General features: G+C 71.8%; 23 protein-coding genes and 2 pseudogenes. 16 read left to right on the forward strand and 9 right to left on the reverse strand.

Annotated elements, in window-relative coordinates; all coding sequences use genetic code 11:
* The first annotated feature begins 255 nt into the window (after nt 1-255).
* The 4 genes from B9G38_RS06525 to B9G38_RS06540 all read left to right on the forward strand — a co-directional run bounded on the left by B9G38_RS06525 (nt 256) and on the right by B9G38_RS06540 (nt 4,401).
* The gene (locus tag B9G38_RS06525; protein WP_086219868.1) at nt 256-1,488 is read left to right on the forward strand and encodes an alanine--tRNA ligase-related protein; all 1,233 of its coding nucleotides are present in this window, start codon (nt 256-258) and stop codon (nt 1,486-1,488) included.
* Entirely contained in the window at nt 1,485-2,540 is a 1,056-nt protein-coding gene (locus B9G38_RS06530) for an AIR synthase family protein (protein ID WP_086219882.1), read from the forward strand. The genes B9G38_RS06525 and B9G38_RS06530 overlap by 4 nt, the downstream gene beginning before the upstream one ends.
* Nucleotides 2,541-2,638: 98 nt before the next feature.
* Nucleotides 2,639-3,811 carry an acyl-CoA dehydrogenase family protein gene (locus tag B9G38_RS06535; protein WP_086219869.1) on the forward strand — a complete coding sequence of 391 codons (1,173 nt, stop codon included), beginning with the start codon at nt 2,639-2,641 and terminating at the stop codon, nt 3,809-3,811.
* Nucleotides 3,808-4,401, forward strand: a complete 594-nt coding sequence (locus tag B9G38_RS06540) for an HAD family hydrolase (RefSeq protein ID WP_198945662.1) — start codon at nt 3,808-3,810, stop codon at nt 4,399-4,401. Before B9G38_RS06535 ends, B9G38_RS06540 begins: the two co-directional genes overlap by 4 nt.
* Before the next feature lie 25 nt (nt 4,402-4,426).
* Here the strand turns inward: B9G38_RS06540 and B9G38_RS06545 are convergent, their stop codons facing one another.
* Nucleotides 4,427-4,840, reverse strand: coding sequence for a DUF5822 domain-containing protein (locus B9G38_RS06545; protein ID WP_086219870.1), 414 nt, complete (start codon nt 4,838-4,840; stop codon nt 4,427-4,429).
* Nucleotides 4,841-4,975: 135 nt separating this feature from the next.
* On the opposite strand from B9G38_RS06545, the gene panB reads away from it, so the two are divergent.
* Entirely contained in the window at nt 4,976-5,782 is an 807-nt protein-coding gene (gene panB, locus B9G38_RS06550) for a 3-methyl-2-oxobutanoate hydroxymethyltransferase (protein ID WP_049930146.1), read from the forward strand.
* Between the two features lie 20 nt (nt 5,783-5,802).
* On the opposite strand, the gene B9G38_RS06555 is transcribed toward panB, so the two are convergent.
* From B9G38_RS06555 to B9G38_RS06570, 4 genes are all read right to left on the reverse strand, one after another.
* A complete protein-coding gene (locus B9G38_RS06555; RefSeq protein WP_049930147.1) occupies nt 5,803-6,678 on the reverse strand; it encodes a CPBP family intramembrane glutamic endopeptidase in 876 nt (291 codons plus the stop codon).
* 160 nt (nt 6,679-6,838) lie between these two features.
* The gene (locus tag B9G38_RS06560) at nt 6,839-7,435 is read right to left on the reverse strand and encodes an NUDIX hydrolase (RefSeq protein WP_086219871.1); all 597 of its coding nucleotides are present in this window, start codon (nt 7,433-7,435) and stop codon (nt 6,839-6,841) included.
* 72 nt (nt 7,436-7,507) lie between these two features.
* Nucleotides 7,508-7,942, reverse strand: coding sequence for a hypothetical protein (locus B9G38_RS06565; protein WP_049930149.1), 435 nt, complete (start codon nt 7,940-7,942; stop codon nt 7,508-7,510).
* Nucleotides 7,943-7,991: 49 nt separating this feature from the next.
* Entirely contained in the window at nt 7,992-9,449 is a 1,458-nt protein-coding gene (locus B9G38_RS06570; protein WP_086219872.1) for a DNA polymerase IV, read from the reverse strand.
* 144 nt (nt 9,450-9,593) lie between these two features.
* Here B9G38_RS06570 and B9G38_RS06575 point away from each other — a divergent pair, with 144 nt between their 5' ends.
* Nucleotides 9,594-11,378 carry a PAS domain-containing protein gene (locus tag B9G38_RS06575; protein WP_086219873.1) on the forward strand — a complete coding sequence of 595 codons (1,785 nt, stop codon included), beginning with the start codon at nt 9,594-9,596 and terminating at the stop codon, nt 11,376-11,378.
* Between the two features lie 115 nt (nt 11,379-11,493).
* A pseudogene (locus tag B9G38_RS06580) lies at nt 11,494-12,809 on the forward strand (MFS transporter).
* Nucleotides 12,810-12,857: 48 nt separating this feature from the next.
* Here B9G38_RS06580 and B9G38_RS06585 read toward each other — a convergent pair.
* Nucleotides 12,858-13,292: a hypothetical protein gene (locus B9G38_RS06585; protein WP_233127166.1), complete on the reverse strand. Its 435-nt coding sequence runs from the start codon at nt 13,290-13,292 to the stop codon at nt 12,858-12,860.
* Between the two features lie 134 nt (nt 13,293-13,426).
* Between B9G38_RS06585 and B9G38_RS06590 the strand changes: the two genes are divergently transcribed.
* Both B9G38_RS06590 and B9G38_RS06595 read left to right on the forward strand, forming a co-directional pair.
* Entirely contained in the window at nt 13,427-13,705 is a 279-nt protein-coding gene (locus B9G38_RS06590) for a zinc ribbon domain-containing protein (RefSeq protein ID WP_086219874.1), read from the forward strand.
* Nucleotides 13,706-13,780: 75 nt separating this feature from the next.
* A pseudogene (locus B9G38_RS06595) lies at nt 13,781-14,454 on the forward strand (phosphate ABC transporter permease).
* A gap of 25 nt (nt 14,455-14,479) precedes the next feature.
* On the opposite strand, the gene B9G38_RS06600 reads toward B9G38_RS06595, so the two are convergent.
* Entirely contained in the window at nt 14,480-15,337 is an 858-nt protein-coding gene (locus tag B9G38_RS06600; RefSeq protein ID WP_049930162.1) for a 3-hydroxyacyl-CoA dehydrogenase family protein, read from the reverse strand.
* Nucleotides 15,338-15,548: 211 nt separating this feature from the next.
* Between B9G38_RS06600 and B9G38_RS06605 the strand changes: the two genes are divergently transcribed.
* From B9G38_RS06605 to B9G38_RS06625, 5 genes are all read left to right on the forward strand, one after another.
* Nucleotides 15,549-16,352, forward strand: a complete 804-nt coding sequence (locus tag B9G38_RS06605; RefSeq protein WP_086219875.1) for a class I fructose-bisphosphate aldolase — start codon at nt 15,549-15,551, stop codon at nt 16,350-16,352.
* The gene (locus tag B9G38_RS06610) at nt 16,352-17,245 is read left to right on the forward strand and encodes a class 1 fructose-bisphosphatase (protein ID WP_086219876.1); all 894 of its coding nucleotides are present in this window, start codon (nt 16,352-16,354) and stop codon (nt 17,243-17,245) included. Before B9G38_RS06605 ends, B9G38_RS06610 begins: the two co-directional genes overlap by 1 nt.
* 193 nt (nt 17,246-17,438) lie before the next feature.
* On the forward strand, nt 17,439-17,669 hold the full coding sequence (locus B9G38_RS06615) for a hypothetical protein (RefSeq protein WP_086219877.1): 231 nt from the start codon (nt 17,439-17,441) through the stop codon (nt 17,667-17,669).
* Nucleotides 17,670-18,021: 352 nt separating this feature from the next.
* Nucleotides 18,022-18,762 carry a hypothetical protein gene (locus B9G38_RS06620; protein WP_086219878.1) on the forward strand — a complete coding sequence of 247 codons (741 nt, stop codon included), beginning with the start codon at nt 18,022-18,024 and terminating at the stop codon, nt 18,760-18,762.
* Between the two features lie 138 nt (nt 18,763-18,900).
* On the forward strand, nt 18,901-20,712 hold the full coding sequence (locus B9G38_RS06625; protein WP_086219879.1) for an acyl-CoA carboxylase subunit beta: 1,812 nt from the start codon (nt 18,901-18,903) through the stop codon (nt 20,710-20,712).
* 24 nt (nt 20,713-20,736) lie between these two features.
* Here the strand turns inward: B9G38_RS06625 and B9G38_RS06630 are convergent, their stop codons facing one another.
* Complete coding sequence (locus B9G38_RS06630) at nt 20,737-21,285, reverse strand: VTT domain-containing protein (protein WP_086219880.1); 549 nt, start codon at nt 21,283-21,285, stop codon at nt 20,737-20,739.
* A 136-nt stretch (nt 21,286-21,421) separates the two neighbouring features.
* Here B9G38_RS06630 and B9G38_RS06635 point away from each other — a divergent pair, with 136 nt between their 5' ends.
* Nucleotides 21,422-21,970, forward strand: coding sequence for a redoxin domain-containing protein (locus tag B9G38_RS06635; protein WP_086216124.1), 549 nt, complete (start codon nt 21,422-21,424; stop codon nt 21,968-21,970).
* A 106-nt stretch (nt 21,971-22,076) separates the two neighbouring features.
* Nucleotides 22,077-23,168 (forward strand): D-xylose 1-dehydrogenase Gfo6, encoded by a 1,092-nt coding sequence (gene gfo6 / locus B9G38_RS06640; RefSeq protein WP_086219881.1) that lies wholly within the window; start codon nt 22,077-22,079, stop codon nt 23,166-23,168.
* A gap of 24 nt (nt 23,169-23,192) precedes the next feature.
* On the opposite strand, the gene B9G38_RS06645 is transcribed toward gfo6, so the two are convergent.
* Nucleotides 23,193-23,818 (reverse strand): aldo/keto reductase (locus B9G38_RS06645; protein WP_086219885.1); only part of this gene is annotated, 626 nt, incomplete at its 5' end.

Genomic DNA, 23,818 nt, shown 5'->3' on the forward strand with positions numbered 1-23,818 from the left:
TGTGTTTCTTTTGAGTGCAACTGCCACCACCGAGCTTCACCTCATCCTCTTCGTCGGCAGCGTCGGATGTGTATAGGAGACGTTCCCCAGCCTCGCGGCTCCCTCCGCTTCGCTCCGGTCGCCGCGTCCCTCGCGCGCGCTGATTCGCGGCCGCCGGCGGCGGCCGCTCGCAGGCACGCGCCACCGCACCGCCGTTCATTTATAAATACTCGCGCGGCGGTCACCTATTTACCCGCCCGCGCCCACGACCCGGCAATGACCGCTTCACGCGCGCCGGCCGAGCCGGCGGTCCGGGAGTTCGAAGCGACGGTCGACCGCGTCGACGGCCGCGAGGTCGTCCTCGACGAGACGTACTTCTACGCCGAGTCCGGCGGCCAGCCCGCCGATCGGGGGACGCTCGACGGCCACCTCGTCGACGACGTGACCGAACGGGGCGGAGACGTGGTCCACGCCCTCGACTCCGACGCCGACCCCGACCTCGCGCCCGGCGACGAGGTCACGGGCTTGGTCGACGACGCGTTCCGGACCTACTGCGCCCGCGCACACACCGCCTCCCACGTGCTGTACGGGGCCGCGCGCCGGATCGCCGAGGACCTCGGCTACGCCGGCTTCGACATCTCCGAGACGAAGGTCCGCGTCGACCTGACGACCGCCGAGCCGTTAGACGACGGCGACCTGATCGAGTTAGAGCGGCTCGCGAACCGCGCCGTCTGGGACTCGCTGCCCGTCTCGTGGGCGACCCACTCGGCCGAGGCGGCCCGAGATGTCGACGGGATCGCGTTCAACACGAAAACGGAGGAGGGTGCGATGAGCGGCGGCGCGGTCCGGGTCGTCACCGTCGGCGACGCGGACGACCCCTGGGACGTCGCCGCCTGCGGCGGGACCCACGTCGAGAACACCGCGGAGATCGGGCCGATCGCGGTGCTGGACCGGTCGAACCCCGGCGAGGGCGTCACCCGCGTCGAGTTCGCCGTCGGCCCGACCGCCATCGACGAGCTCGGCGCGGTCCACGCCGCCGCGCTCGACGCCGCGACGACGCTGGACGCGCGCGTCGGCGACCTCCCCGACGCGGTCGACCGCCTCCGCGGGGAGGCCGACCGGCTGGAGGCGGACCTCCGCGAGGCGCGCGGGGACCTGCTCGCCGCCCGCCTGCGCGACCTCCCGACGACCGAGGTCGACGGCGCGCAGTGGGCGGTCGGGACCGTCGACGACGCCGACCCGAACGAGCTCCGGGAGCCGGCGACCGCGCTCGTCGGCGGCGACGCCGACGCGGACGACGGCCCCGACGCCCTCGCCGCGATCGGTGCGGGTGACGCCCCGTTCGTCGTGGTCGCGGCCGCGGAGGACACGGCCGTCGACGCGGGCGACATCGTCGGCGCGATAACCGCCGAGTTCGGCGGCGGCGGGGGCGGCGGCCCGACGTTCGCGCAGGGCGGCGGCCTCGACGCCGACCCCGCGGCCGTCGCGGCGTGGTTCCGGAAGCGATGACGGGCAAGCTGGGCCCCGACGCGCTCGCCGCGGCGCTCGCGGCGACCGGCGCGCCAGACGCCGCGGTGGCGCGGGGGCCGGCCTACGGGGAGGACGCGGCCGCGATCGACCTCGGCGACGCCGCCGAGACGCTCGTCGTCGCGGCCGACCCGCTGTCGCTCGCGGCCGAGTCGGTCGGGACGCTCGCGGTCCACGTCGCCTGTAACGACGTCGCCGCGAGCGGGGCCGACCCGCGGTGGCTCACGCACACGCTCTTTTTGCCCGACGACGACCCCGACCGGCTCCGGACGGTCGTCGACCAGGTCGACGCGACCGCGCGCGAACTCGGGTGCGCGGTCGTCGGGGGCCACACCGAGGTGCTCGACGCGCTCGACCGCCCGCTCTGCTCGATGACGGCGATGGGGACGACGGACCGCTTCGTGTCGAGCGGCGGGGCTGAGCCGGGCGACCGCCTCCTCCTCACCAAGGGAGCGGCGATCGAGGCGACGGCGATCCTCGCGACCGACTTCCGCGAGGAGTGCCGCGCGGCCGGGGTCCCGGCCGCGACGCTCGACGCCGCCGCCGGCTTCCTCGACGAGGTGAGCGTCGTCCCCGACGCGGCCGCGGTCCGGGACGCCGCGACCGCGCTCCACGACCCGACAGAGGGGGGCGTCGCGACCGCCCTGGTCGAGATGGCCGCGGCGAGCGACTCGGTCTTCGCCGTCGAGCGCGACGCGGTCCCCGTCCGCCCCGAGACGCGCGCCTGCTGCGACGCGCTCGGCGTCGACCCGCTCGCGACGTTCGGCTCCGGCGCGCTGCTGGCCGCGGTCCCGCCGGATCGAGTCGATGACGCGCTCGACGCCCTCGACGCGGCCGGGATCGGCGGCGCGGAGATCGGCTCGGTCGAGGGGGCTGCGGGCGACGCCGCGGGCTCGGGCGACGCCGCGGACTCGGGCGACGCCGCGGACCCGCCTCGCCCCGCGGGAACCGTCCGAATCGACGGCGAGCCGCTCGCCGAGCCGCCCCGCGACGAGCTGTACCCGCTGTGGGAGGCGCGCGAGGCGGAGGAGTAGGCGCGTCACCGGCGCCGGTACCGAAGCCGTCCGGGACGCCGGGTCGGGCGGTCCCGTCGATCGCTCACCTTTTTCGGTGAGGGACCGAAGTCGGTGACATGACCGGAGCACGCGTCGGCTCGGCGCTCACCGACGAACAGCAGGCGGTCCGCGACCTCGTCGAGGAGTTCGCGGCCGAGGAGGTCCGACCGACGGCGGCCGAAGCCGACGAGACGGAGACGTTCCCGGAGGACGTGTGGGACGGGCTCGCGGAACTCGGCCTGACGGGGCTGACGGTCCCGGAAGCGTACGGCGGGTTCGGCGCGGGGAAGACGACGTACGCGGTCGCCAACGAGGCGCTGGCGCACGGGTCCCTCGCGGTCGCGACGGCCCTGTCGGTCCACTGCCTCGCCACCTCCTGTATCGCCGAGTTCGGCAGCGAGACCCAGCGCAAGACGTGGCTCCCCGAGATGGCGGAGACGGGCCGCCCGGTGGGCATGTTCTGTCTCTCCGAGCCGCACGCGGGTTCGAATCCCGCGGAGATGTCGACGACCGCGACGTACGACCCCGAGACCGACGAGTACGCGCTCAACGGCGAGAAGCAGTGGATCACGAACGGGAAGCGCGGCGGCGTGGCCGTCGTCTTCGCGAAGGTCGACGACGAGGCGCACGACCCCGACGACGACGCGATCACGCAGTTTCTCGTCCCCGCCGACACCGAGGGGTTCGAGGTCGGCAAGAAGGAGGAGAAGCTGGGCCTCCGGGCCTCGGACACGACCGGGATCACCTTCGACGACTGCCGCGTCCCTGCCGCGAACCGGCTCACTGAGCCGGGGAAGGGGCTCTCCGCCGCGTTCCGGACGCTCACCGAGGGCCGGATCGGCATCGCGGCGCAGGCGGTCGGCGTCGCGCAGGCGGCGCTCGACGAGGCGAAATCCTACGCCGAGGAGCGCGAGCAGTTCGACCGACCGATAAGCGACATCCAGACGATCCGGCACAAGCTCGCGGAGATGTCGACCGACGTGTCGGCGGCGCGGCTGCTCGTCCGCGAGGCGTGCCGGCAGGCGGAGGCGGGCGAGGACTATCGCGTCGCCGCATCGAAGGCGAAGTACCGCGCCAGCGAGGCCGCGATGTCGGTGACGAACGAGGCGATCCAGATTCACGGCGGCTACGGCTACACGACCGAGTTCGACGTCGAGCGCCTCTACCGCGACGCGAAGATCACGGAGATATACGAGGGGACGACCGAGGTCCAGAAGACGATCATCGCCCGCGGGGTGTTCGGCGAGTGACCGACGGTGACGGATCTCAGTTCGCCGCCTACGACGCGGTCGTCTACGACCTCGACGGGACGCTCGTCGAGCTCGCGGTCGACTGGGACGCGGTCGCCGACGCGGTCCTCGACGTGTACGCCGAGCGCGCCCTCATCCCCCCGACTGAGGAGCTGTGGGACCTCCTCGGCGCGGCGGACGAGTACGGGATCCGGGCCGAGGTCGAGGAGGCGATCGCGCTCCACGAGCGCCCCGGCGCCCGCGAGTCGACCCGGCTCCCGCTCGGGGACCGACTCGCGGCCGCGACCGCGGACGACGAGTCCGCGGACCCACACCCCCCGGCTGGCGTCTGTTCGCTCAACTGCGAGGACGCGTGCCGCATCGCGGTCGAGACGCACGGCCTCGGCGACGCGCTCGTCTCGGGCGCGATCGTCGGCCGCGACACCGTCGGAAGCCACAAGCCCGACCCGGCGTCGCTGCTCGCGGCGATCAACCGCCTCGGGGAGGCCCCGGAGGACACCCTGTTCGTCGGCGACTCGCAGAGCGACGCGGTCACCGCCGAGCGCGGCGGCGTCGACTTCGCGTGGGTCTCGGAGCTGCTCGCCGAGTAGCGACTCGCACCGCGCCGCCCGCGGGTCAGTCGATCTTCTCCCCCTCGTCAGTCTGTTCGTCGGTCGGCTCGGTAGACTCCGGCTCGGCGTCTCCGGCGTCAGCGTCGGCGTCTCGTTCCGCGCTCGCGTCGGCGTCTCGTTCCGCGCTCGCGTCAGCGTCGGCGTCCCGTTCCACGCTCGCGTCGGCGTCGCCGCCAGAGCCGCCGTCGCCGGCCTCGGCGCGCCGCGCGTACAGCGCGACGGCGACCGCGGTGACGAACCAGATGGGCGCGCCGATCCGGACCGCGAACGCGGCGCGCGCGCCCCACGTCTCCAGCGTCACGAGCGTCGACAGCAGCGCCGCGGCGGGCGCGCCGACGAGGATGGTGACGACGAACGTCGTCTGCATCACCCACGCGTAGTCCACCCCCTCGTACTCGGCCCGCTCGACTGGTTGCACGCGACCGACTCGGCGGCCGAGCGGCAAATCGGTGGCGGTCGGCGGCGGTACCGGGGTCGCGCCGCCGCCCGGCCGCGCCGCCCCGCCTTTCCGGTTCCCGACGATTTTACGGCGTCGCGCGGGTGACTCCGAGGTATGACCACGACGCGGGGACTGCGGGAGGGCGACGATCCGATCACGATGTTGACCGCATACGACGCCCCGACGGCGGCGATCGTCGACGAGGCGGGGATCGATGTCGTCCTCGTCGGCGACAGCATGGGCAACGCCGCCCTTGGCTACGACTCCACGCTCCCCGTCACGCTCGACGAGGTGGCGAGCCGGACCGCGGCGGTCGCGCGCGCGACCGGGGACGCGCTGGTCGTCGCCGACATGCCGTTCCTCTCGTTTGGCGTCGACGAGGCCGAGTCCGTCCGCAACGCGGGTCGACTCCTAAAACAGGCGAACGCGGACGCCGTGAAGATCGAGAGCGGCCCCCACACCGTCGACACGACCCGTCGCATGACCGAAGTCGGGATCCCGGTGATGGCGCACCTCGGCCTGACCCCGCAGCACGTGAACCGGCTCGGCGGCTACACCCGACAGGGGACCGAGCAGGACGCCGCCGAGGAGATCATCGACCTCGCGGGCGCCCACGCCGACGCCGGGGCGTTCGCGCTCGTGCTGGAGCACGTGCCGGCGAACCTCGCGGGCGCGGTGACCGAGGCGCTGGATATCCCGACGATCGGCATCGGCGCGGGCCCCGACTGCGACGGACAGGTGCTCGTGATCAACGACGCGGTCGGGCTCGGAGAGTGGTCGCCGCCGTTCGCGAAGCAGTTCGGCGACGTGCGCGGCGAGATGGTCGACGCCGTCGAGGCGTACCGGGATGCCGTGACGAGCGGCGAGTTCCCGGCCGAGGAGCACTCGCACGTCGAGGAGGCGCTAGAGGACCTGTACTGAGGCCGCTCGATCGTCCGGGGTCAGACCGGGAAGAACCCCAGCACCGTCGGCAGTTCGTTCGGGTCCACCTGCGTCACGGTGACGTAGAGGACAGTGAAGATCACGGCGTTGTGGAGGCCGTGGAGCAGCGCGGGGACGACGAGGTTCTCGGTGTACTCGTACACCGCGCCGAACACGAGGCTCGGCACGAACAGGATCGAGATCGTCGTCAGGCGCGCGGAGAGCCCGCCGGTCAGCGCCATCACGTGGATGGTCGCGAAGATGGCGGCCGCCAGCGCGATCGACGGGGCGGCCGGCAGCGACTCGCGGAGGCGCCCCTGGACGACTCCCCGGTAGAGGATCTCCTCGCAGGGCCCGATGACGAGGAACGACGCGGCGACGAACAGCGGGATGATCGCCGGATTCCCCATCGCCAGCTCCGCGCTCTGGTTCGCCGCGGTCTCCGTCCCGAGCAGCTGGACGATCGTCGAGACCACGAGGATCAGGATCAAGATCACGACCCAGCTGCCGAGGACGATCCCGATCTCCTTGAGGCTCGGCACCCGGACGCCGAGGTACGAGACGATCCCCTCGCGGTCGAAGCCGCGCCACGCGAGGTAGCCGACCGCGAGCCCGCCGAACGCGACGTACTGGCCGAACACCAGCGTGAGGACCACGCTCGCGACGAGCGAGAGCCCCCCGGTCAGCGAGTCGATCGCGAAGACGGCGACCCCGCTCGCGAGCGCGATGACCGGGCCGAGGACGCCGAGGAGGAGGGCCGTCGCGACCGCGACGCCCGGGGAGCCGGCGCCCCCGCCCGACCCGTCCGCGTCGCCGACGGCGTCCGGCCCGACGTCGTCGAACTCGTCCGAGACGCCGCCGTCCGTGGCCCGGTCGCCGCTGGAGGGATCTGTCATTGCCCCGTGTTGGGGCCGCCCGGCAAAATGGTTGTCCGTGTCGGAATCGACGACGGCGCGGTATCGTTCCGAGACGGCGACGGTCCGATATCGCGCGGAGACGGCGGCGCCACGACGCCGTGCCGAAACGGCGACGGCGCCGAAGGCGGGTCCCGACCGCCTACTGGTGGAGCAGCTCGTACCACAGCACCGCGGTGACGGCCCGCCCGTCGCGCAGCTCGTCGTCGACGACCGCGGCGAGCAGGTCGTCGTACGGCACCGTCTCGACCGCGATCGACTCGTTGTGGTCCAGCTCCCGCTCGGCGGTCGACTCGCAGCCGGTCGCCAGCACGTGGTGGTGGACCGCGTTCGCCATCCCGTTCGTGGGCTCGACGGCCGTCAGCCGCTCGAACGCGTCCGCCTCGTACCCCGTCTCCTCGGCGAGTTCGCGGGCCGCGGCGCGCTCGACCGCGGCGGTCGTCGGCTCTCGGCCCGCGGGGCCGCCGTCCCCCGCCGCCCCGTCTTCCGGCTCCATCGTCCCGGCGGGAATCCCGCGGTTCACCCGGCCGACGGCCTGTCGCCACTCGTCGATGACGACGACGTCGCCGTCGGGCGTCAGCGGCAGCACGACGACCGCCGGCGGCTCGTCGACGTAGTGGAACCCGTCCGTCTCGCCGTCCGGGAACCGCACCTCGTCCCGGCGCACGTCGAAGCCGGGGCAGGCGTAGTCGATGTCGCTGTCGAGCGTCTCCCACGCGAGGTCGGCGGAATCGTCCATGGATCGCGGTCGTTGCTCGGGGCGTAAATAGCCGGCCGTCGCGCGTTCGATCCGGTCGCACGCCCACGCCGGTCACGCGGCCCGGACGCGGTCGACCGCGAGACGGCCGACGGTCCCGGCGACCCACGCGAGCGTCCCCAGCGCGAGGGCCTCGACCCCGACGAAGACGAGCCCGTCGAGTCCGAGGAGCGCGGCGACGCGCTCCGCGAGGGGCCGCCCGGGCAGGCCCAGCAGGTAGTGGTCGGCGTTGCTCCCGAGCAGCGCTCCGTAGACGGAGAGCCACGCGAGCGCGACCCCGGCCCCTCGATAGGCGAGGCCCGCGGTCACGAGGACGCCGAGGGCCGCGGCGTCGAACGCGAGGAACACCACCCCGCCGGCGTGAGCGAAGAGCCCCAGCCCGTAGGCGGCGAAGGAGACGACAAAGAGCAGCGGCGGCACGAGGAGTCGGTACCGGCGCGGCGAGCCGTTCGAGTTCGAGCCGAGGAGGACGCGACGAGCGAGGGACATGTCCCCGGATCGTTTCGGCCGCCCCATGAATCCACGCGTCGGGCGCGGCTCACGACCAGTCGCCGAGCGACGCCTGTCCGTCCCCCGTCCGGCGCTCTGCCTCGTTCCCCGTCGCGTCGCCGTCTGCGGTCGGCTCCCCGTCTACCCAGTCGGTGAGCTTCCCGCCGTCGCCGTCGGTGCCGGCCGTTCGACCGACCGACCCGCGGGGGCGGTCGGCCGCGCCGTCGCTCCCGTCTCCCGGCCCGTCCCCCGGTTCGAATCCGCCGAGCGTCGCCTGATCCGTCTCGGCGAAGTCGAGCTTGGAGACGCGCACGCCCCACTTTCCGAACCAGGTCGCGGCCAACCCGCCGAGCAGGTCGAGCGCCACCTCCTCGACGAGGTCGGGGTTGTCCACGGGACCGGGCAGGCTCCGGGCGCGGGTGTTGACGTCGAACGGCGGCTCGACCGCCTTGATCCCGATTGTGCGGTAGAGGCAGCCGCGCTCGCGGGCGCGGCGGGCAACGTCCGCGGCGAGCGCGGAGACGGTCTCGCGCTTCGTCGGCTCGTCGGCGGTCGTCGGGAGCGCCGACTCCCGCGAGAGGCTCTTGGGGAGGCCGGTCGGCGTCACCTCCCGGTCGTCGTCGCCCGCGGCGCGTCGGGAGAGCTCCGGCCCGCGCTCGCCCAGCTCGGCGGCGAGCCGGTCGCGGTCGGCGGCGGCGAGGTCGCCCGCGGTCTCGATGCCCAGCTCCGCCAGCGTCTCCTCGGTCACCGGGCCGACCCCGTGAACGTCGGCGGTCGGCAGCGGCGCGAGGAACGCCGCGACCGACCCCGGCGGCACGACGACGAGCCCGTCGGGCTTGTCGGCGTCGCTGGCGACCTTCGCGGCCGACATGTTCGGCGCGACGCCGACGCTCGCCGGCACGCCGGCCTCGCGCTCGATCCGGTCTTTCACGTACCGGGCGTACCCCTCGGCGAGCGTCCGCGCCGCGGCGGGGCCGGCCGCGCCGCTCGGCGGGGGATCGGTCGCCTGCTCGTCGGCCCCGCCCCCCGCCACCGCCCACGAGGTCCGGTCCGTGACGTCGAGGTACGCCTCGTCGATGCTCACCTCGCGGCGGGTGTCCGCGCACTCGCGGAGCACCGCCTTCACCTCGGCCGCCACGTCCTCGTAGAAGTCGAGGTCGACGGGGAGGTACCGGCCGGTGTCGGCCGGGTCCGGCGCGTCCGGGTCGTCGGGGTCCGCGTCCGCGCGGCGGGGGAGCAGCTCCAAGGCCTCCGAGATCGGCATCGCGCTCTCGACGCCCAACTCGCGGGCCTCGTAGCTCGCCGTCGCGACCGCGCCGATCGACTCGCCCGGTTCGTACCCCATCCCGACCACGACGGGCTCGCCCGCGAGGTCGGGGCGGCGCAGCCGCTCGCAGGAGGCGTAAAAGCAGTCCATATCGACGTGGCAGACGACGCGGTCCGCGTCGTCGTCCCCGCCGCCGGCGCCCGGGAGTGTCTCCCCGGCGACTGGCGTCCCGCCGGTCATCGATCCCGACTCCGCGCTCCGCGGTCTTAAGAACCAGCCACGCGCGCCGGAAGTGGAACGCGGACCGCGGTCGCCGCCGCCCCCGGATCCAGATCCGATAGCCGGGTCGGTAGTCGTTTATTCCTCGCGATCGTTCGTTCACGTATGCCCGCCGCGATCGACGTGTTACACGTCGACGACGACCCGTCGGTCCTCGACCTCACGGAGGCGTACCTCGAACGCGAGATCGACTCCGTGGCGGTGACGAGCGTGACCGACCCCGAGACAGCCTTGGACCGGCTCGACGAGGCCGCCTTCGACTGCGTGGTCAGCGACTACGACATGCCCGCGATGGACGGGCTGGAGTTCTTCGGCGTGTTCAGCGACCGCCACGGGGAGATCCCGTTCGTGCTGTACACCGGGAAGGGCTCGGAAGAAATCGCCAGTCAGGCGCTCAACGCCGGGGTCACCGGCTACTTCCAGAAGGGCGGTCCCGAGCAGCTCCGCCGGCTCGCGAACCGCGTCGATCAGGCGGTCGAGGAGCACCGGACCAAAGAGATCGCCGAGCGCTACTCGACCGTCATCGAGGCGCTCGGCTACCCCGTCTACGTCGTCGACGAGACCGGCGTCTTCCGGTTCGTCAACGAGCCGTTCGCCGAGCTCACCGGCTACGACCGCGAGGAGATCATCGGCCAGAAGCCCGGGTTCATCAAGGACGACGCGGCGGTCAAAGAGGCCGAGGACCGCCTCGGCATGATCCTCTCGTCTTCGGGGCCCGACGTCCAGCATTTCGGCGTCGACATCGTCCCGAAGGAGGGGGAGCCGATCCCCTGTCGCGACCACATGGCCGCGCTGCCGTACGAGGGCGACTCGTTCAACGGCAGCGTCGGCATCCTCCGAAACGTCTCCGACGAGCGCGAGCGCCGCGCGGAACTGGAGACGAAGACCCGCGCCCTCGACGAGGCGCCGGTCGGGATCACCATCACGGACCCCGCGCAGGAGGACAATCCCATGGTGTACGTCAACGACCGGTTCGTCGAGATGACCGGGTACGACCGCGAGGAGTCGATCGGCGTCAACTGCCGGTTCCTCCAAGGGCCGGACACGGAGGAGGAGTCGGTTCAGGAGCTCCGCGACGCGATCGACGCCGACGAGCCGACGAGCGTCGAGCTGCTGAACTACCGGAAGGACGGGACGGAGTTCTGGAACCGAGTGAGCATCGCCCCGATCTGCGACCCGGACGGGACCGTCACGCACTGGGTCGGCTTCCAGGAGGACATCACGGCGTTCAAAGAGCGGGAGGCGGCGCTCGAACGACAGAACGACCGGCTCGACTCCTTCGCGAGCATCGTCTCGCACGACCTGCGGAACCCCCTCAACGTCGCGCAGGGCCGGGTCCAACTCGCCCGCGAGGCGTCGGACGACGCGGAGAACCTCGACGCCGCGCTCGACGCGCTCGCCCGGATGGAGTCGATCGTCGAGCGGACCCTCGCGCTCGCCCGCGAGGGAGAGACGGTCGGCGACCCGGAGCGCGTCGACCTCGCGGGCGTCGTCGCCGACAGCTGGTCAACCGTCGACACCGCGGACGCGACCCTCTCGGTCGAGACCGACCGCGAGGTGCTCGCCGACCCGGACCGCCTCCGGAACCTCTTCGAGAACCTGATACGCAACGCGGTCGACCACGCCGGCGACGATGTCTCGATCCGGGTCGGCGACCTCTCGGACGGCTTCTTCGTCGAGGACGACGGGTCGGGGATCGACCCGGCGGTCGCCGACTCGCTCTTCGAACCCGGCGAGAGCGGCGGCGCGGGCACCACCGGATTCGGCCTCGCGATCGTTCAGGAGATCGCCACCGCACACGGGTGGACGGTCGAGGCGACGACCGGCGAGGACGGCGGCGCGCGGTTCGAGGTCCGTGGCGTCGACAAGCGGACCCCGGCGACCCCCTGAGCCGCTTGGTCTCGGTCGACACCGCGACCGCGGTTCGACGCTCGTCGGCGACCGAAACCGGATCGACTCCCCCCGTTCACAAGCGCCTTTATCATCCGTTCCGAACCCAGAGTGAATGGGGCTCCTCTCCGGCGTCACCGACACCGACCGGCGCGTGATCGTGCTGGCGCTCGCGCGAATGGTCGGCGCCGCCGGGAACTCCTTTCTCATCGTCGTCCTCCCGCTGTACATCACCAGCGACCTCGTCGACATCGAGGGGTTACTCGGCGTCGAGGTCGGGGTCGGCGCGGCCGCGGTCACGCTGACCGAACCGCTCCTCATCGGCGTCGTGCTCTCGCTTTTCGGCTTTCTCAACAGCCTCTCGCAGCCGTTCACGGGGCGGCTCTCCGACCGCGTTGGCGCCCGTCGTCCGTTCGTCCTCGCCGGAATCCTGCTCCTCGGAACCGCGAGCGGGCTGTACACGATCGCGACGAGCTACCCGGTGCTGGTGGCGCTGCGGGCGATACAGGGGCTCGGCGCGGCGCTCATCATCCCCGCCACGGTCGCCCTCGTGAACGAGTACGCCGCGAGCGACGCCGACCGCGGCGGCAACTTCGGCGTGTACAACACGTTCCGGCTCATCGGCTTCGGCTTCGGCCCGGTCCTCGCGGGCGCGGTCGTCGCTCGCGGGCCGTACGACCTCTCCGCCGTCGGGCTCCCGGTCCTCGACGGCTTCGACGCCGCCTTCGTCGCGGCCTGCGCGGGGGCGTACCTCAGCTTCACGCTCGTGTTCCTGCTCGTCCGCGACGCCGACGTCGAGGCCGAGGCGGGCGACGACGTGTCGATCCGGGTCCGCGGCGAGGACCGCCTGCTCGACCCCGTGTTCACGCTCGGGCTCGCGACCGTCGCCATGGGCGCGTGCATCGCCCTGTTTGCGACGCTCCAGAACCAAGTGAACGTCCGGTTGGACCAGCCCCCGGTCTGGTTCGGCGCGCAGTTCGCGGCCGTGACGATCGCAAACGTGGTCTTCCAGGTCCCCGTGGGCCGCGCCAGCGACCGGATCGGCCGCCGGCCGTTCCTGCTCGCCGGCTTCGTCATCCTCGTCCCGACGACGCTGCTTCAGGGGATCGTGACCGAGCCGGCGCTGATGATGCTCGTCCGGCTCGGCCAAGGGATCGCGGTCGCGTGCGTGTTCGCCCCGTCGCTCGCGCTCGCCGGCGACCTCGCCCGCGAGGGGGAGTCCGGGACCACCCTGTCGGTGCTCACGATGGGCTTCGGCTTCGGCGTCGCCTTGGGGCCGCTGGCCTCCGGCTGGCTCTACGGCTTCGGGTTCGTCGTGCCGTTCGCCGTCGGGGCCCGGCCGCCGTGCTCGCGCTGATCGCCGTCTTCACGCAGGTGGAGGAGACGCTCGATACCGGCGACGAGCCGGCCGCGGCGGCCGGCGCGGACTGAGCGGGAGAGCGGGCGGAAATCCGCACCCGGCGCTCGTTTCGCGCGTCGTCAACACTCAGCTTCGGCGTAGTACATGCCTCCGCCGTTCTCGTCGACCGGACTGAACGCGGATACACACTCGTCGTCCTCACTCTCTTGTGCCACGCTCTCCGTGAATAGACTGGCTTCGTCGATCGAATCCGCGGATATCGTGAGTTCCAGGTCTCCCTCACCACTCATCCAACGTTCTTTTAAATACACTCCGCCCGTCGCTCCGCCTTGCTTCGGGCCGAATCGGAACCCGTCCTCGGATACGACCTCGTCGCCTCGCTCCGCCACTATCGTGACACCGACGGTCTCGTCCCGCAGATTCACAACGTCTATCTCCCGAATTTCCACCTGCGGGTCGTCGTCGGAAATACAACCGGCGGTGAGCCACCGCGAGGGCTCCGAGGACCTCGCGGCGTCTCCGTTTCGGCACTTCGGTTCACAATCCGGAAACATTGTTTAACCATGCGGCCCGTCGGAGTTCTCTGTTCCGACGAGTACGATCCGAGGCGCGTCCGGGTGGCAGACACGTCCTCTCGGCCCCCTCCGCAGTCAACAGAGCCAAACCGGTCGCGGCCGAACCGCCTCGCGTGCCGAGCGACCGCCTCCGCTGCGTCGACTGCCGCGAGCCGATCCCCGCCGACGCGCGGATCTGCCCGCACTGCCGGACCATCCAGCCGTCGCCGCTGCTGGACGTGGGCGTCGTCGTCGCCGGCGTGTTCGCGCTGCTGTTCGGCGTCGTCCTGACGGTGATGACCGTCGGGACCAGTCGCCTCTTCGGGTTCGTCCTGCTCGTCGTCGGGTTCGGCCTCGCGGTCGGCGGGTACACGCGATACATCGATCGACGGGCGACGAGCCGGGGGCGGTGAGTCCGCCGCTCGCCGCCCGTTTTCCGTCCTCGCGGCTGCGACAATTTAAGTAGCAGCGCGCGCCACGGTACGGACATGCTCACCCCACTCAACGGCGGCTTGGTCCTCGCGGGGCTGGCGCTCGCGTTCGTCGGCGCGGCGGTCTCCGTCTACGCGGTGACGCTGACGGGGCTGCTCGTCGGCGCCGGCGCCGGCTACCTGCTCGCGCCGAACGTCGTCGGCCTCGTCGCGGTCGACGGCGCCGTCCTCACCGCCGGCGCGGTCGCGGTCGGCGGCCTCCTCGGCGGCTTCCTCGCGTACGCCGGGCTCTCCTTCGCGGTGCTCGGCATCGGCGCGGTCGTCGGCGGGTTCGCCGGGCGGTTCGCCGTCGGCCCCTTCTACGCGGCGGACGCCGCGGGGGTCGAGGGGACGGCGCTGCTCGTCGGCGCGACGCTGGCGGGCGTCGCCATCGGCGCGCTGTTCGGGTTCGTCCTCACCCGGACGACGCTCGTGGTCTCGACGGCGCTCATCGGCGCGGCGTTCGCCTCGCGGTCGCTGACGCCCGCGAGCTTCGAGACGGCCGCCGCGGAGACGACCGTCCAACCCCTCCTCTTCGACCTCTCGGCGCCCGCGTTCCTCGCGGTGTTCGTCCTCGGGGCGCTCTCGCAGCTGGGCTGTTCCGGTTCGGCTACGTGACGAAGCTCGTCGGGCTGCTGCCCGGCGCGCGCCGGTGGACGGCGGACGACGACCGCGACGCGGACGCGGCCTGACCACCTCTCAGACGCCCCGACGCGGTCACTCGTACTCGTAGAACCCGCGACCGGTCTTCTTGCCGAGGTCGCCCGCCTCCACCTTGCGCTTGAGGAGGTACGCCGGCTTGTAGCGGTCGCCGAGTTCGTCGTGGAGCGTCTCGCTTGCGTCGAGCGCCACGTCGAGGCCGATGTGGTCGGCGAGTTCGAGCGGCCCCATCGGGACGTTCGTGCCGAGCTTCATCCCGCGGTCGATGTCGGCCTTGTCGGCGACGCCCTCGTCGTACGCGCGGATCCCCTCGTTTATCCACGGCATCAGGATCCGGTTGGTGACGAACCCGGGCTTGTCGTCGGACTCCCACGTCTCCTTGCCCAGGTCCTCGGCGAAGGCGTGCGCGAAGTCGACGACCGCCGGGTCGGTGCGCTCGCCCACCACGACCTCGACGCCGTCCATGATCGGGACGGGGTTCATGAAGTGGAGGCCGACCACGTCGCTCGCGCGCTCCGTCGCGCTCGCGATGGTCGTGATAGACAGCGTGGAGGTGTTCGTCGCGAGGACGACGTCGTCGTCGGTGACGCGGTCGAGGTCGCCGAACACGTCGCGTTTTACCTCGAGGTCTTCGATCACGGCCTCGACGACGAGGTCGGCGTCCGCGAGGTCGTCGAGGGCCGTCGTCCCCGTGATCCGGTCGCGGACCGCTTCGGGGTCCTCGTCGAGCGCGCCCTTTCCGGCCAGCCGGTCGAGGCTGTCCTCGACGCTGTCGAGGCCGCGCTCGACGTACTCGCGCTCCACGTCGCGCATCACCACGTCGTATCCCGCCGACGCCGCGACCTGCGCGATCCCGTTGCCCATCGTCCCGGCGCCGACGACGCCGACGACCTCGATTTCGGAAAGCGTTCGCATGTGACTCGCTGCCGCGCCGCGGCTGGTAAGTATTGCGAAAGCCGGGCCCGAACGCGTTCGCACCGGAGAAATTAACAATTCGAGTAGTAACGCGTTTCGAAGCCGATCGCGCAAAATCGACCCGAGACGCCGCTCAATCGGCCGCTAAGTTTCTTTACGTCCGCCGACTTCACCACAGCCCTTTTTACGTATGTAACGGAACTACGAACTGATGCTTCCTCACGCCGCCGACGACATTTCGCGCGACGGTAAGTCGCTCATCCTCGCGTACGACCACGGGCTCGAACACGGGCCGGTCGACTTCGAGCCGAACCCGGACACGGCGGACCCGGAACGGATCTTCGAGCTCGCCACCCACGAGGCGGTCACCTCGCTCGCCGTCCAGAAGGGGCTCGCCGAGGCGTACTACCCCGACTACGAGGACGAGGTCAACCTCCTGTTGAAGCTCAACGGGACCTCCAACCTCTGGCGAGGAGAGCCGAACAGCGCCGTCAACTGTACGGCCGAGTACGCGGCCGAACTGGGGGCCGACGCGGTCGGGTTCACGGTCTACGGCGGGTCGAACCACGAGGTAGAGATGGCCGAGGAATTCCGCGACGCGCAGGAGGGCGCCCGCGAACACGACATGGCCGTCGTCATGTGGTCGTACCCGCGCGGGCAGGGGCTCCGCAACGACGCGAGCCCGGACGTCATCTCGTACGGCGCGCGGCTCGGCCTGGAGCTCGGCGCCGACGTGGTGAAGGTGAAGTACCCCGGCTCCGCCGAGGCGATGGGCGACGCCGTCGAGATGGCCGGCCCTGCCGACGTCGTCATGTCCGGCGGGACGATGCGCGACGACGAGGCGTTCCTCCGGAACGTCTCGAACGCCATCGACGCGGGGGCCACCGGCATCGCCGTCGGCCGAAACGTCTTCCAGCGCGACGAGCCTGAGCGCATCCTCGACGCATTGGAGGCCGTGATCTTCCAAGAGTCCGACCCGGCCGAGGCGCTGGCCGTCGCCGAGAGCGACGACTGATGTCCTCACCGGACTCGACCGTCGACGCGGTGTTCGACGCGGTCGCGGCGACGGCCCCCGAGATCCGCGCCGCGCTCCCCGGCCGCCGCGTCGAGAGCGGGACGGAGAACGAATCTGGCGAGTCGGTGCTCGCGGGCGACCTGTACGCCGACGAGCTCCTCGGCGACGCGATAATCGCGGTCGACGGCGTCGGCTCGTTCGTCAGCGAGGAGCGTGAATCGGCGGTCGACGCGGGCGGCGCCGTCGGGAGCGGCGCGGGCGACGCGCTCGCCGTCGCGATCGACCCCCTCGACGGCTCCTCGAACCTCCGGTCGAACAACGCGATGGGCACCGTCGTCGGCGTGTACGACGCGCCGCTGCCCGCGAGCGGCCGCGACCTCGTCGCCGCCGGCTACGTCCTCTACGGCCCGATCACGACGATGGTCGTCGCCGACGAGACGGGCGTCCGCGAGGAAGTGGTCACCGCCGACGGCGACGGCGTCGAGAGGTCCGTCGTCGAGGCCGACCTCTCGCTGCCGGCGACCCCGACCGTCTACGGGTTCGGCGGCCGGGTCCCCGACTGGCCCGCGGACTTCCGCGCGTACGCCCGATCGATCGAAGACGAGCTGAAGCTCCGGTACGGCGGCGCGATGGTCGGCGACGTGAACCAGGTGCTCACCTACGGCGGCGTGTTCGCCTACCCCGCCCTCCGGAGCGCGTCCGAGGGGAAGCTCCGGCTACAGTTCGAGGCGAACCCGATCGCCTACATCGTCGAGCGCGCGGGCGGCGCGTCCTCGGACGGAACCGGCTCGATCCTCGACGTGGAGCCCGAGGCGGTTCACCAGCGCACGCCGGTTTACGTGGGCAACGAGGCGCTGATCGAGCGGCTGGAGGAGGCGCTCGACCGGGAGTGATCTCGCGTCCGACCGGGAGACCCCTCGTCTCCCGGGCCGTACGAACGACGTAAGCCGCGCGTATCCGCGGTAGCCCGCGGCGATCGGTCCGACGGGCGTCGCGGCCCGTCGGCTTCGCCGGGCCTACGCGGCGCTATGGGGCTGATAACAATGCCCGGTCCCTCCCGAGTACCCCACGCGGAGGAACCAACGAATGGAACTCACAGCAGAAGCCGAAGGCAAGCGCGTCGTGAACCGAGACGGAACGGAGGTCGGAACGGTGTCCGCAGTGGAGGGCAGCCGCGCGCACGTCCACCCCGACCCGGGCGTCAGCGACACGATCAAATCGAAGCTCGGCTGGGGCGAGGCCGACGAGGAGACGTACCCCGTCGACGAGGCCGACATCGAGTCGGTCGACGACGACGAGGTCAGGCTCAAGAAATAGCGCCGCACCGCGAGCGGGCCGGCCCGTCTCCGGCCGGGCGCTGACGACCGACGCCGGCCGCCGACGGCCGACGCCGGCCGCCGTCAGGTCCGCCCGCCGTCAGGTCCGCCGTCGACGCCCGACTCGGATTCCCTCACCGCTCCGGACCGCGCACCGCCTCGGACCGGTCGCGGGCCCGGAGCGCCCGACGCCGGCGTTCCGCCGCACGGAGATACTTCTATCAGTTCTCGAATAACCATAAATTCAAATTAAGAAAATATAAATCATCCGTCGCGAAGTTATCAGGAATTCTTATGCGAAGCGTGTTCCTACCTCGGGTAGACGCCGGTACGACCTCGTTACCGGCAGACACATGGACTCGAAACACGACGACCCGCGGCTGACGGGCGACCACCTCCGTTCGATCGACACCACTACGGGCACCGTTACGCTGGTCGGCGTCGTCCACGACCACCCCGCCAGCGTCTTCCGGGTCCGACGCGTGGTCGCGGAGCGGGACCCCGACGTCCTCGCGCTCGAACTGCCGCCGCTCTCGCTCCCGCTCTTCGAGCGGTACGCCGAGGACACCCGCACTCCGCCGGCGTTCGGCGGGGAGGCGAGCGCCGCGATTCAGGCGGCGACCACCGATCGCGTCGTCGGTATCGACGGGCCGACCCTGTCGTTCCTCGGTCGCCTCGCCGCGAGGCTGTACCGCGAGGGTGGATCGATCGGGACGGTTCGGGGGGTCCTCGACGGCTTCGCGACGGTGACGAAGAACGCCCTCAGGTGTCGCTTCGCGGCCTCGATCGCGTCGCTCACGTCGGTCCGGTTAGAGGTCGACTCGCCGGTCTCGTACGCGACCGGGCGGGCAGACGCCCCCGAGCGACAGGCCGAGAGCGAACGCCGCCAGATCGATCGCGCCCGCGCCGTGATGGACACGTTCGAGCCGTCTCGGGCCGCCTCGTTCGGCGACGACGTGCGCGAGACGCACATGATCGACCGCCTCGACGACCTTCGCGGGGAGGGGGACCTCGTCGCCGTCGTCGGTCGTCACCACCTCGACCGGGTCGCCGAGGGACTCGGCGACCGAGCCGACGCCGACGCGGACCGCTGAGCCGGCCGCCGACCCGAATCGCCGGGCCGGACCGGCCGACCGTCGGGTCGTTCCTCATCCGGACCGGTCGACCGCCGGGTCGGCTCGCGCCGATCCCGCATGGAAAACTGTTTAGGATCTACCGCAAATCTTGCGTTCATGAAAGTCCACGTCGGCGCGGCGGCGACGCCCGAGGAGGCTGCGGCGATCGCGAAGTCGCTCGCCGAACACCTCGGCGTCGACGTCGACGTCCACGTCGAGGGCGAGGAGACGCCGGTCGCCAGCGCCGAGCCGTCCGAGCCGAGCTACCCGCTCGACGACGACCTCGGACCGACCGACCGCGAGCGCGACCTCCGCGCCGAGATAGCCGACATCCGCGAGGGCGGCCCGGAGAAGTACCGCGACCGGCTCTCGGAGCAGGGGAAGCTGTTCGTCCGCGACCGCCTCGACCTCTGGTTCGGCGGCGAGGGCGGGACCCGCGGGACCGGCGACGCCGGCGCCGCGGACGGCGACCCCGCGGGGGTGAAGTTCGAGGACGGGAAGTTCGCCGCGTTCGACGACTGGCACCCCGACGCGCCCGCCGGCGAGGACGAAGCGGGGAACGAGCGCGGCGGCGACCGCCTCCCGGGCGACGGCCTGCTGACGGGCGCGGCCGAGTTCGAGGGGCGCGACGTCCACTTCATGGCCAACGACTTCACCGTGAAGGCGGGGTCGATGGCGTCGAAGGGCGTCGAGAAGTTCCTCCGGATGCAACAGCGGGCGCTGAAGACGGGGAACCCGGTGCTCTACCTGATGGACTCCTCCGGCGGTCGGATCGACCAGCAGACCGGCTTCTTCGCCAACCGCGAGGGGATCGGGAAGTACTACTACAACCACTCGATGCTCTCCGGCGCGGTGCCGCAGATCTGCGTCCTCTACGGCCCCTGTATCGCCGGGGCCGCCTACACGCCCGTCTTCGCGGACTTCACTGTGATGGTGGAGGACATGTCCGCGATGGCGATCGCCTCCCCGCGAATGGTGGAGATGGTCACCGGCGAGGAGATCGATCTGGACGACCTCGGCGGCCCCCGCGTCCACGCCGAGGAGTCCGGCTCCGCGGACCTCGTCGCGCGCGACGAGGAGCACGCCCGCGAGCTGGTCGCCGACCTGATCGGCTACCTCCCCGACCGGGCCGGCGAGAAGCCCCCGCGGCGCGAGACGAAGCCGCCGAAGCTCTCGCCCGACGGGATCGACGAGCTGATCCCCGAGTCGCCGAACCGCCCGTACGACGCCCACAACCTGATCGACCGGATCGCCGACGCCGAGTCGGTGTTCGAGCTGAAGGAGGGGTACGGTCCGGAGATCGTCACGGCGTTCTGCCGGATCGACGGGCGGCCGGTCGGCGTCGTCGCCAACCAGCCGACGGAGCGGTCGGGCGCGATCTTCCCGGACGCCGCGGAGAAGGCCGCGGAGTTCATCTGGACCTGCGACGCCTACGAGATCCCCCTGCTGTACCTCTGTGACACGCCCGGCTTCATGGCGGGCTCGCAGGTGGAGAAGGACGCCATCTTAGAGAAGGGGAAGAAGATGATCTACGCCACCTCCTCGGCGACGGTGCCGAAACAGACCGTCGTCGTGCGGAAGGCGTACGGCGCGGGCATCTACGCGATGGGCGGGCCGGCCTACGACCCCGAGAGCGTCATCGGCCTCCCCTCCGGCGAGATCGGCATCATGGGCCCCGAGGCCGCGATCAACGCGGTCTACGCCCGGAAGCTCGCCGAGATCGACGACCCCGAGGAGCGCGCCGCCGAGGAGGAGCGCCTCCGCGAGGAGTACCGCGAGGGGATCGACGTCCACCGCATGGCGAGCGAGGTCGCCATCGACGAAATCGTGCCGCCCTCGGACCTCCGCGCCGAGCTCGCCGCGCGGTTCGACTTCTACGAGGACGTTCAGAAGGACCTGCCGGACAAGAAGCACGGGACGATCCTCTGACCGGGTGAAACGGGCGGAGCCGGGCTACAGCGCCGCGACGAGGTCGCCGCCGAACAGCTCGACTGCGCTCTCGACGCCGAGCGCGACGGCCAGCCCGATTCCCAGGAGCGCGCCGGCGTAGGCGGCCGACCCGAGCAGCGACGCGGCGGTGAACCGCGGCGCGGACACCGACGACGCGCTCGCGCTGGGCACCGCGAGCCACCCGCGCGTCCCGGGGACGGCGTTCGAGGCGGCGACCGCCGGGAGCCCCCACCGGTCGAGCCAGCGCGTCGCGCCGTCCAGTCGCCCCGCGTCGACCGGGACGGCCCTCGACGCCGTCGGATCCAGGTCGAACCGACGGACGGCGACGAAGAGCAGCGACTGGCCGGTCGTCGCCCCGACGACGGCCGCCGCGAACACCGGGACGACCGCCACAGCGTCGACCCCCGCGGCGACCACCGCTGCGACAAAGAGCGTCCGCGCTGGCAGCACCTTCCCGACGAGGGCGCCTTCGAGCGCGAAGACGACGAAGACCGCGACGGCGCCGTAGGTGCCGACGAGGGCGAGCGCCGTCTCGGCGTGGGCTCCGATCACGACCGCCCTCCGGGCCCCACAGCTAAAACACCCCCCGAGCCGGCTGTTCGCACGCGTCAGGCCGCTCCGCGGGCCCGGTCGCGGTCGCCGCCCCCGCCTCGGGTGGCTATTTATCGGCCGCGGGCCTCGTGGACGCATGGTTACCGTCGGCGACACCGCCCCCGACTTCGCCGCGCCCGCGGTCGGCGGGGCTCCGGACGGCGACGCGGAGCGCACCGCAACCGAACTGGCGCTGTTCCGGTTGGTCGAGGCGCACGACGCCGTCGCTCTCTGTCTCGCGCCCGCGACGTTCGTGCCGCCCTGTACCGCGGCGCTCGCCGCGGTCCGCGACGCCGGCTGGCACGACCGCGACGGCCTCGCCGTCGTTGCGCTCACGGGCGACTCGCTGTACGCGGCGTTCGCGTACGCCGACCGGTTCGGACTCCCCTTCCCGGTCGTCGCCGACTTCCACGGCGGCGTCGCCGAGTCGTACGACCTGCTCGCCGACTCGTGGGAGGGGCATTCGGGCATCCCGCGGCGCGCGACGGTCGTGATCGACGGGGACTGGACGGTCCGGTTCGCCGAGGCGACCGACGATCCCCTCGACCGCGCCGACCCGGCGCCGGTCCGGCGCGCGGCCGAGACGCTCCGCGAGATCGGGATCGACGTGGACCGGCCGCGGGTGAACTACGACGGGCCGTGGTGAGCGCGGCGCGGACGAGCGCGACGGCGGCGCGGTCCGTGACTCGCCCGGTCGCGTCACGCGTCGGCGTCGCCGTGGTTATTTGACGCCCCCGCGCGGAGGGGGCGACATGGACGCCGCCTTCGCGGAGTACCTCGACGAGTTCACGCGCCGCGACTGGGAGACGCTCGACCCGGCCGCCGTCGCCGACCCGGTCAGGGTCGCGGTCGTCGGCCTCGGCTGGTTCGCCCGGGAGTGGGCGCTGCCCGGCATCGCGCGGTCGGCGTACACCGAGGCCACCGTCGTCAGCGACGTCGACCCCGCGGCGGTCGAAGCGGCCGCCGCCCAGCGCGACCTGACGGGCCTCACGCCCGAGGAACTGCGATCGGGGGCCGCCGCGGACGCGTACGACGCCGTCTACGTCGCGACGCCGAACGCGACCCACCTGGAGTACGTCGAGGCCGCCGCACAGCAGGGGAAGGCGGTCCTCTGCGAGAAGCCGCTGGAGGTGACGCCGGAGCGCGCGCGGAAGCTGGTGGCGGCCTGCCGCGACGCCGGGGCGCCCCTGATGGTCGGCTACCGGATGCAGACCGACCCCGCCGTCCGGCGGCTCCGCGACCTCCTCGACGCGGGCGTCGCCGGCGAGGTGATCCACGTCCACGCGACGATGTCGCAGACGATGCTCGGCGAACTCGGAAGCGACACGGACCAGTGGCGGCTCGACCCCTCGCTGTCGGGCGGCTGCGCGGTGATGGATCTGGGCGTCTACCCGCTCAACACGACGCGGTTCGCACTCGGCGAGGACCCGGTCCGGGTGTCCGGCCGGACCCGGTCGGAGCACGAGGCGTTCGCCGACGTGGACGAGCACGCCTCGTTCCGACTCGAGTTCCCGGACGACGTCGACGCGTTCTGTACGGTGAGCCAGAACGCCCAGCACGCGAGCCGGCTGGAGGTCACCGGGACGGACGCCAGACTCGTCCTCGACCCGGCGTTCTACGAGCGCGAGGACCGCGGATTCGCCGTGGTTCGCGGCGGGACGCGGGTCGATGTCGACTTCGAGCAGGTCCACCAGATCGAAGAGGAGTTCGCCTACTTCGGTCACCAGCTGCTGGCCGACGAACCGTTCCACCCCGACGGCGAGCACGCGCTCACGGACATGCGCGCGCTCGCCGGCGTCTACGAGTCGGCCGAGACCGGGCGGCCGGTCGAACTCGGCGACTGAGCCGCGACCGCGGCTGCGAGCCCACTACTGTTCGATCCCGTACACGTCGCTCGTCCAGTCGCGGGCCGGGGTGTCGTACACCGGGGCGTCGCAGTCGCGCCCGTCGAGCCGTCGCCGATCGGCCTCGTCGAGCTCCCAGTCGAGGTCGGCGTTGGCCCGGACGTGCTCCGGGGTCGACGAGCGCGGTAGCGGGACGACGCCGCGGTCGATCGCCCACCGGATGATCACCTGCGCCGGGTGCTTGTCGTACTGCTCCGCCAGCTCGGCGACGACCTTGTCGCCGAACACGTCGGTCCGCGCGAGCGGGGCCGCGGCCTCGATCACGGTGTCGGTCTCGCGGCAGTAGTCGACGAGGTCGGGCCGCTGGAACCACGGGTGAAACTCGATCTGGTTGACCGCGATCGGCACGTCGGAAATGTGGTGCGCGCAGCTGAGCTGGTACGCGCTGAAGTTCGAGACGCCGATATCGCGGATGAGCCCCCGCTCGCGCAGCTCCGCCATCGCCTGGAGCGTCTCGCGCAGAGAGATGGCGGGGTTCGGCCAGTGGATCAGGTACAAGTCGAGGTAGTCGGTGCCGAGCCGGTCGAGCGACGCCTCGCACGATTCGATCACCGACTCGTAGTTGAGGTTCTTCGCGAGCACCTTCGAGG

The organism is Halorubrum sp. SD612 (assembly GCF_002135005.1).